An 8,727-nucleotide genomic window follows, 5' to 3' on the forward strand; every position below is an offset into this window, starting at 1 on the left:
GGCTGCTCCTTACCGCTCGATCAGCGCAATGCGCTTGTTGTACCAGTTCATCAGCATGGAAATGCTGATGCTGATCGCCAGGTACACGCTCATGGTGATGGCAATCACCTCGATCGCCTGGCCGGTCTGATTCAGCACCGTACCGGCAAACAGCGAGACCATATCGGGATAGCCGATACCGGCCGCCAACGAGGAGTTCTTCGCCAGGTTGAGGTACTGACTGGTCAGCGGCGGAATGATCACCCGCAGCGCCTGGGGAATGATCACCAGACGCAGGGTCTTGCCGGCCGGCAGCCCCAGGGAGCGCGCCGCCTCGGTCTGCCCATGGCTGACCGCCATGATCCCGGAACGCACGTTTTCGGCGATAAAGGCCGCGGTGTAGATGGTCAGCGCCAGGGTCAGGGCCATCAACTCGGGGATCAGCACCCAACCGCCCTTGAAGTTGAACCCGGTCAGCTCAGGCATGCTCCATTGCAGCGGGTTGCCGGTCAGCAGCACGGCCAGGCCGGGCAGGATCAGCAGCAGCGGCACGGCCCCCAGGGATATCGGGAAGAACTTGCCGGTGGCCTCGAAACGCGCCTTCGACCAACGCGCCAGCAGCACCACGCCAATGATCGCCACCACGATAGCGCCGAAGAAGGTGGCGAAACTATCAGTAGGGCTGGGCGCCGGCATATACAAGCCGCGGCTGTTGAGGAAGAAGGTCTCGGCAACCCCCATGCTGGCGCGCGGTCCGGGCAGCGAAAGCATCACCGCGAAGTACCAGAAGAAGATCTGCAGCAGCGGCGGGATATTGCGGAAGGTTTCGATATAGATGGTGGCCAGCTTGCTGACCAGCCAGTTCGGCGACAGCCGCGCCACACCGAGAATAAAGCCCAGCATGGTCGCCAGCACTATGCCGATCACCGACACCAGCAGGGTATTGAGCAGACCGACGAAGAATACCCGCCCGTAGGTGTGGCTTTCGTTGTAGTCGATCAGGTGCTGGGCGATGCCGAAACCGGCACTGTTATTGAGAAAGGCAAAGCCGGAGGTGATCCCGCGTTTCGCCAGGTTGGTCTGGGTGTTGTCGAACAGGAACCAGCCGAGCGCCACGATGGCGATAACGGCAAGAATCTGGAATAGCCACGCACGCACCTTGGGGTCGGTCCAAACCGATCCAGCCGGGCGCGGGACATTTGCACTAGTTTGCATAGAAGCCCTCTTGGAACCCTCATGCCCGCATCGGCGGGCATGAGGTTCACATCAATCAGAACGATGCCAGCGGCCCAGAACGGGACGCCGGCAACAGACGGTCAACGCACCGGCGGTGCGTACTGCAGACCACCTTTGTTCCACAGGGCATTGAGACCACGCTCAATCTTCAGCTCGCTGCCAGCACCGACGTTGCGTTCGAAGCTTTCAGCGTAGTTACCCACTTGCTTGATGATCTGTACGGCCCAATCTTTCGGCAGTTTCAGATCCTTACCAAACTCACCTTCGCCACCGAGCAGACGCGCGACATCCGGGTTCTTGGTGGATTTGGCTTGGTCTGCGACGTTCTTCGAGTCGACGCCCAGTTCTTCGGCGTTGACCATGGCGAACAGCGACCAGCGCACGATGTCGAACCACTCTTCGTCACCCTGACGCACGACCGGGCCCAGCGGCTCTTTCGAGATCACTTCCGGCAGCACCACGTACTGATCCGGGTTGGCCAGCTTGATGCGCTGCGCGTACAGCTGCGACTGGTCGGAAGTCAGCACGTCACAACGACCGGCTTCCACCGACTTGGCGCTCTCGTCGGAGGTATCGTAGGTGATAGGGGTGTACTTCAGGCCGTTGGCGCGGAAGTAGTCGGAGAGGTTCAGCTCGGTGGTGGTGCCGGCCTGGATGCACACGGTGGCGCCATCGAGTTCTTTAGCGCTGGAAACGCCGAGCTTCTTGTTTACCAGGAAGCCTTGACCGTCGTAGTAGTTGACGCCGGCGAAGTTCAGGCCCAGTCCCGAGTCGCGCGAGCTGGTCCAGGTGGTGTTACGCGAGAGGATATCGACCTCACCAGACTGCAGCGCGGTGAAGCGCTCCTTGGCGGTCAGCGGGCTGTACTTGACCTTGGTCGCGTCGCCGAATACGGCGGCGGCTACGGCGCGGCAGGTATCAACGTCCAGGCCCAGGTAATTGCCTTTTTCATCGGCGTAGGAGAAGCCAGGCAGACCATCGCTGATGCCGCACTGTACGAAACCTTTCTTCTGTACCGCATCCAAGGTAGCGCCCGCTTGCGCGAAGCTGCTGACACCGAGAACGGCTGCGGTAGTCAGTACTGCCAGAGTGGATTTCACCATCTTCATTAAAACCTCCAGTTGCTTTTGTTGTGTTTGGAGTCTCGGCCCTACCACCGTACCCTTGTGGGGCTCGTTGAGGCTGTCGGCAGCAACAGATTCAACCGGGGATCAGACCTTGGAGCGAGTTTAGTTGCCGATTGCTCCTTCGGCCATAAACTCACGCCTTCCCATTATTTGAATGGGTCAGAGACGGAAAGCAAATTACGGATCGCTCAGCAGGTAGCGCTTGGCGAAAGTAGTGGGAAGCCCCCCAAAGGGTTCCCAGTCTGCTCCGCGCCCGATTCGGTAGCAGTGTTACCACCAACGGACAACGGCATCAGTCTCCAGGTATATAGCAAGGCCCGTACCAGCACCGCGCCCCGAGCACCATACGGACGGGTCAAGAGCAAAACTTTCACCCTGGCGACAACTTCTTTCTAGATTAGTCACCCGGTAAAATTTCCCGCGCCCTTATTCAGCGCGCGCGCACCACGGCGGAGCCACAGATGACCGACCCTTTGATTCTTCAGCCCACACTCGCGGCCGACGCCTGCGTCATTTGGTTGCACGGCCTGGGGGCTGACCGTTACGACTTTATGCCGGTAGCCGAGGCCCTGCAGCAGCGTTTGCGCAGCACCCGCTTCGTGTTGCCGCAAGCGCCAACCCAGGCGGTCACCATCAATGGTGGCTACGCCATGCCCAGCTGGTACGACATCCTGGCCATGAGCCCGGCGCGGGCGATCAACCGCGACCAGCTGGAGGACTCCGCCCAGCAAGTGATCAGGCTGATAGAGGTGCAACGCGACAGCGGCATCGACCCGGCGCGCATCTTCCTCGCAGGTTTCTCCCAGGGCGGCGCGGTGGTGTTGCACGCCGCCTTCCTGCGCTGGCAATTCGCCCTCGGCGGGGTGCTGGCCCTGTCCACCTACGCGCCGACCTTCGGCACCGAGGTCGTACTCGCCGATACAAAAAAACAACTGCCGGTACTGTGCTTGCATGGCACATTCGACGACATAGTCCTGCCGGCCATGGGCCGTGCGGCCCATGACTACCTGAGCGCGTCCGGCGTCAATGTGCAATGGCGCGATTATCCGATGGGCCACGAAGTGGTGAATGAGGAAATCCGCGACATCGCCGACTGGTTGGAACAGCAACTGAACAGCTGATCGCCTTTAAACGAGAGCCCCTATGCACGCCATCCCTGCAATCGAGTCACTGCGCGATATTGAACAGATCGAACAGACCCCGCTGGCCGAGCGCGACCTGCCGAGCAGCACCTTCGCGCTGATCAGCCGCACGGCTGCCCGGCAACCCGATGCGCCGGCGCTGTCCTTTATTCTGCAGGGCACGGCCGACGAGCCCACTTACCGGCTCAGCTACCGAGAACTGCTGGGCAAGATCACCCAGACCGCCAATGCCTTCCACCGCCTGGGCCTGCGCCCGGGCAAGGCGGTGTCCTTTCTGCTGCCCAACCTGCCGCAGACCCACTTCACCATCTGGGGTGGCGAGGCCGCCGGCATAGTCAACGCGATCAACCCGCTGCTCGAACCTGCGCATATCGCCGAGTTGATCAAGGCCTCCGACTCCGAGCTGCTGGTGACCCTGGCGCCCTTCCCCGGCACCGACCTGTGGGCCAAGGTCGAAAGCCTGCGCGAGCGGCTGCCGCAACTGAAAGCCATTATCTGCGTGGACATGGCCAACCTGCTGCCCGAACCGCAGCGCAGTGCCGTCCAGGCACAACGCGGAGCACTGCCGGACGGCGTGCTGGATTTCGACGAGCTGATCGCCAGCTGCGCGGACGACCAGCTGGACAGCGGCCGGGTCATTCAGCCCGAGGACATCGCCAGCTACTTCCACACCGGCGGCACCACTGGCACGCCGAAGCTGGCCCCGCACAGCCACGCCAACGAAGTGGCCATGGCCTACAGCATGAACCTGGTGACCCGCTTCGCCCCGGGCGATGTGACCCTCTGCGGCCTGCCGCTGTTTCACGTCAACGGCGTGATAGTCACCGGGCTGACGGCCTTTATCGGCGGCGCCGAGGTGCTGCTGGCCACGCCCCAGGGTTATCGCAACCCCAACCTCCTGACGAACTTCTGGAAGCTTATCGAACAGCACAAGGTCAGCTTCTTCAGCGGCGTGCCGACTATCTATGCCGGACTGCTGCAGGTGCCCAGCGCAGGCCATGATCTGTCCTCGCTGAAATACGCCCTGTGCGGCGCCGCCCCCATGCCGGTGGAATTGATCCGCCAGTTCGAGGGCAAGACCGGCCTGACCCTGATCGAAGGCTATGGCCTCACCGAAGGCACCTGCGGCAGCTGCGCCAACCCGGTTGGCGGCGAGCGCCGCCCCGGCTCCATCGGCCTGCGCATGCCCTACTGCGAGGTGAGCATCAAGCTGCTCGACGAGCAGGGCCACTACCAGCGTGAAGCCCGGACCAATGAAATCGGCAACCTGTGCATTCGCGGTGCGACTGTGTTCAAGGGTTATCTGCAGAGCAGCAAGAACAGCGGCATCTGGGTCGATGGCGACTGGTTCAATACCGGCGACCTGGGCCGCATCGACGCCGACGGTTATATCTGGCTGACCGGGCGCAGCAAGGACCTGATCATCCGCGGCGGGCACAATATCGACCCGCAGATGATCGAAGAAGCGCTGCACAAGCACCCCGCCGTGGCCATGGCCGCTGCGGTCGGCAAACCGGATGAGAAGGCCGGCGAACTGCCGGTGGTCTATGTGCAGCTCAAGCCCGGCGCCCAGGCCAGCGAGGCCGAATTGCTGGCCCACGCCGCCGCGCATATCCCCGAACGCGCCGCCATTCCCAAGGATGTGTGGATTATCGACGCTATTCCGCTCACCGCGGTTGGCAAGACGTTCAAGCCTAGCCTACGCTTCGATGCCATTGCCCGTGCCTACCAAATAGCCCTGGCTGAACTGGACGCCAAGGTACGGGTTGAAGTACGCAGCGATGAGCAGCGCGGTCAGGTGGCGCATATCCATCTGTCCCACAAGGATGCCGCGCTGGCACAGGCAGTGGCCAAGCGTCTGGCGGGTTTCGCCATAGGTTTCGAGTTGCATCACGACCACTGAAGTGCGCACTGGCGCAGGGATTGCGCAAAAACGTGACCGAGGGTTCAATTTAAGCACCATCGGTCACTCGGATTTACACCAAGGATTGTCAGACCTCGATTGGAGGAATATGGTCGTCCCAGGTGTTCGCCCACAATGCAGGGAGCGTTAGCGATGCCAGTCACAGTGTTCCATCAGCCGTACCCGTCACTTTCATGAAAAATGCCAAGTGGCAGGTCGACCTGCAGCAACTACGGCAACTGCGACTGTTCAATAATGTCGCGGTCAGCAGCATCAGCCAGCTGCTCAAGGAGTTTCGCGCCTGCGACCTGGAGTCCGGCGAAGTCCTGCTATCGCCCTTCAACCGCAACCAATACCTCTACCTGCTGCTCAAAGGCCAGCTCAAGGTCTATCTCGGCTCCATGGACAGTCTGGCGGTCAGCATCCTGAATGTCGGCGACTGTGCCGGCGAAATCAGCTTTATCGACAACGAACACCCTTGCGCCTATGTGGTGGCGACCGAGCCGAGCAGCGTGCTGCGCCTGCACCGCGAATCGCTGTTCCAGCTGTTCCAGCAATCCCCCGAACTGATGCAGAACATGCTGGCGCTGCTCTGCGAACGGGTGCGCCAAGGCAACAGCACCATCATCAGCAGCGAGCATACGGCCAATATCGACGTCCTCACCGGCGCCTATAACCGCCGCTGGCTGGAGCATATGTTCGAGCGTGAAAGCACCCGCAGCGCCTTCAATGGCAAACCGCTGTGCATGCTGATGCTGGATGTCGACCACTTCAAAGTCTACAACGACCAGCATGGTCACCTCGCCGGCGACTATGCGCTCACCCTGGTGGCCCATACGCTGCGCAACCAGCTGCGGCCGAAAGACAGCCTGACCCGTTTCGGCGGTGAGGAGTTCGTCATTCTGCTGCCGGAAATCGCCGAAGAAGAAGCCCGCGGCATCGGTGAGCGGCTGCGCCTGGCCCTGCGCAAGGTCAGTTCCTTTCACTCCCCCATCGGCGTTCTACCAGGCGTGACCGTCTCCATCGGCCTGGCCCAGATGCGTCCGAAAGACAGCCTGCAAGGCTTGATCGCCCGCGCCGACAGCGCGCTGTACCGCGCCAAGCAACAGGGCCGCGACTGCCTCTGCGGCTAAGAATCTATTTACGATCTGCTGCGCGTCGGCCATCCGGCGTTAAAAACAGCCTCGGAATGCTCATTTACAGCTAGTAAACTGCGCTTCCTCGCCTGTTTTTGCCTTGTCTGGCTCTAGCTCGCGAGATCGTAAACAGGTTCTAACGCCCTTCAATCCCGCTATCGCTCTGTTAGAGTCGGCGCATAACAATCACGCCCGGATGGCACCCTATGCGCAAACTTCTACTGAGCCTGCTGGTTCTGCTCTTGCTCGGCGCAGGCCTGGTCTTCGCCCTGCCCTCGCTACTCGACCGCACGCTGAATAGCGTCGAGTCGCCCGCGCCCTACCCCGCCAGCGCACCGGCCAAGCAACTGCATAGCAGCCTGTTTATCGCCGACTTGCATGATGACGCGCTGCTCTGGGAGCGCGACCTGCTCAAACGCTATGACTTCGGCCACTCCGACTTGCCGCGCATGCTCGAAGGCCGCGTCGGACTGCAAGTCTTCTCCACCGTGACCAAGACCCCGCGCGGCCTCAACTACGAAAGCAACAGCGCCGAAACCGACAACCTCACCCTGCTGGCCATGGCCCAGCGCTGGCCCCGGGAAACCTGGAGCAGCCTGCTGCAACGCGCCCTGTATCAAGCCCACAAGCTGCAACAAGCCAGCGCCGGCAGCCAGGGCCGCTTGAGCCTGATCCGCACCCGCAGCGACTTCGCCGCCTTTATCCAGGCCTGGCAGCAGGACCCGCAGCGCGTTGCCGCCATCCTCGCCAGCGAAGGGCTGCACCCGCTGGAGGGGAAGCTGGAGAACGTCGAGCGCCTGTACGACGCCGGTTTCCGTATCGCCGGCCTGACCCACTTCTTCGACAACGAAGTCGGCGGCTCGGCCCACGGCCTGGCCAAAGGCGGCCTGACCCCGTTTGGCCGTCAGGTGATCCAGCGCCTGGAAGAAAAAGCCATGCTGATCGACCTGGCCCACGCCTCGCGTCCGCTGATCGACGATGTGCTGGCCGTGGCCACACGCCCCGTGCTGGTGTCCCACACCGGCGTCGAAGGCACCTGCAAGGGCACCCGCAACCTCAGCGACAAACACCTGCAAGGCATAGCCGCCAGCGGCGGGGTGGTCGGTATCGGCTACTGGGAGACGGCGGTGTGCGCCACCTCGGTCGCGGCCATAGTCCAGGCGATCCGCTACACCGCCGACAAGATCGGCGTGCAGCATGTCGCCCTGGGCTCGGACTTCAACGGCACCATCCACGCGCCCTTCGATGTCACCGGCCTGGCGCAACTGACCGAAGGCCTGCTCAAGGCCGGCTTCAGCCCCAGCGAGATTGCCGCGATCATGGGCGGCAATGTGCAGCGCCTGCTGCTTGCCAGCCTTCCCGAGCATTGAGTAAAACCGCCCAATGGCCGCTATCCGGCGCGGCACTTCGCCGCGCCGGCTTCTTGCTTTACACTGGCGACCGTTCACTCCTTAACCAATTGACGAGATGACCGTGCTCAAAGCACTCAAGAAAATGTTCGGCAAAACCGAGGGCGGGCAGCCCAGCCCAGCAAGCCAGCCCGCTACGCCTGCAACGCCTCGCGCTAACGCTGCCCCCAGCGACAACCGCAACCGCACCGCCGCACCGCGCCCAACCGCCAGCGAGCCGGACCACTCTGCCGCCGCAACGGCCACTAGCGACAGCGCCGAGCATTCGCGCCCGGAGAAAAAACCGCGCCGCGAACGTGCGGCCAAACCCCTGGATACCTGGAAACTGGAAGACTTCAAGGTCGAGCCGGCCGAGGGTAAGACCCGCTTCCACGACTTCAAGCTCTCTCCCGAGCTGATGCACGCCATCCACGACCTGGGTTTTCCCTACTGCACGCCGATCCAGGCCCAGGTACTGGGTTACACCCTGAACGGCCAGGACGCCATCGGCCGCGCCCAGACCGGCACCGGCAAGACCGCCGCCTTCCTGATCTCGATCATCACCCAGCTGCTGCAGACCCCACCGCCGAAAGAGCGCTATATGGGCGAGCCGCGGGCGCTGATCATCGCGCCGACCCGCGAACTGGTGGTGCAGATCGCCAAGGACGCCGCCGACCTGACCAAGTACACCGGCCTCAACGTCATGACGTTTGTCGGCGGCATGGACTTCGACAAGCAGCTCAAGCACCTCGAAGCCCGTCACTGCGACATCCTCGTGGCCACCCCGGGCCGCCTGCTCGACTTCAACCAGCGCGG

7 protein-coding genes are annotated in these 8,727 nt (G+C 62.3%); 5 read left to right on the plus strand and 2 right to left on the minus strand.

Going from position 1 to position 8,727, the window contains the following annotated elements:
- Positions 1–9: 9 nt before the first annotated feature.
- Both Q8Q83_RS01065 and Q8Q83_RS01070 read right to left on the minus strand, forming a co-directional pair.
- Positions 10–1,194 carry an amino acid ABC transporter permease gene (locus Q8Q83_RS01065; RefSeq protein ID WP_305620366.1) on the minus strand — a complete coding sequence of 395 codons (1,185 nt, stop codon included), beginning with the start codon at positions 1,192–1,194 and terminating at the stop codon, positions 10–12.
- A gap of 101 nt (positions 1,195–1,295) precedes the next feature.
- The gene (locus Q8Q83_RS01070; protein ID WP_305620367.1) at positions 1,296–2,324 is read right to left on the minus strand and encodes an amino acid ABC transporter substrate-binding protein; all 1,029 of its coding nucleotides are present in this window, start codon (positions 2,322–2,324) and stop codon (positions 1,296–1,298) included.
- 479 nt (positions 2,325–2,803) lie between these two features.
- On the opposite strand from Q8Q83_RS01070, the gene Q8Q83_RS01075 reads away from it, so the two are divergent.
- The 5 genes from Q8Q83_RS01075 to Q8Q83_RS01095 all read left to right on the plus strand — a co-directional run.
- Positions 2,804–3,463, plus strand: a complete 660-nt coding sequence (locus Q8Q83_RS01075) for an alpha/beta hydrolase (protein ID WP_305620368.1) — start codon at positions 2,804–2,806, stop codon at positions 3,461–3,463.
- Positions 3,464–3,485: 22 nt separating this feature from the next.
- Positions 3,486–5,387, plus strand: a complete 1,902-nt coding sequence (locus Q8Q83_RS01080) for an acyl-CoA synthetase (protein ID WP_305620370.1) — start codon at positions 3,486–3,488, stop codon at positions 5,385–5,387.
- 194 nt (positions 5,388–5,581) lie between these two features.
- Entirely contained in the window at positions 5,582–6,520 is a 939-nt protein-coding gene (locus Q8Q83_RS01085) for a GGDEF domain-containing protein (RefSeq protein ID WP_305620371.1), read from the plus strand.
- A gap of 209 nt (positions 6,521–6,729) precedes the next feature.
- A complete protein-coding gene (locus Q8Q83_RS01090; protein ID WP_305620373.1) occupies positions 6,730–7,893 on the plus strand; it encodes a dipeptidase in 1,164 nt (387 codons plus the stop codon).
- 97 nt (positions 7,894–7,990) lie between these two features.
- On the plus strand, positions 7,991–8,727 hold a 737-nt coding region (locus Q8Q83_RS01095; protein WP_305620375.1), incomplete at its 3' end, for a DEAD/DEAH box helicase.

The organism is Pseudomonas sp., assembly GCF_030696055.1.
Taxonomy (GTDB): domain Bacteria; phylum Pseudomonadota; class Gammaproteobacteria; order Pseudomonadales; family Pseudomonadaceae; genus Aquipseudomonas.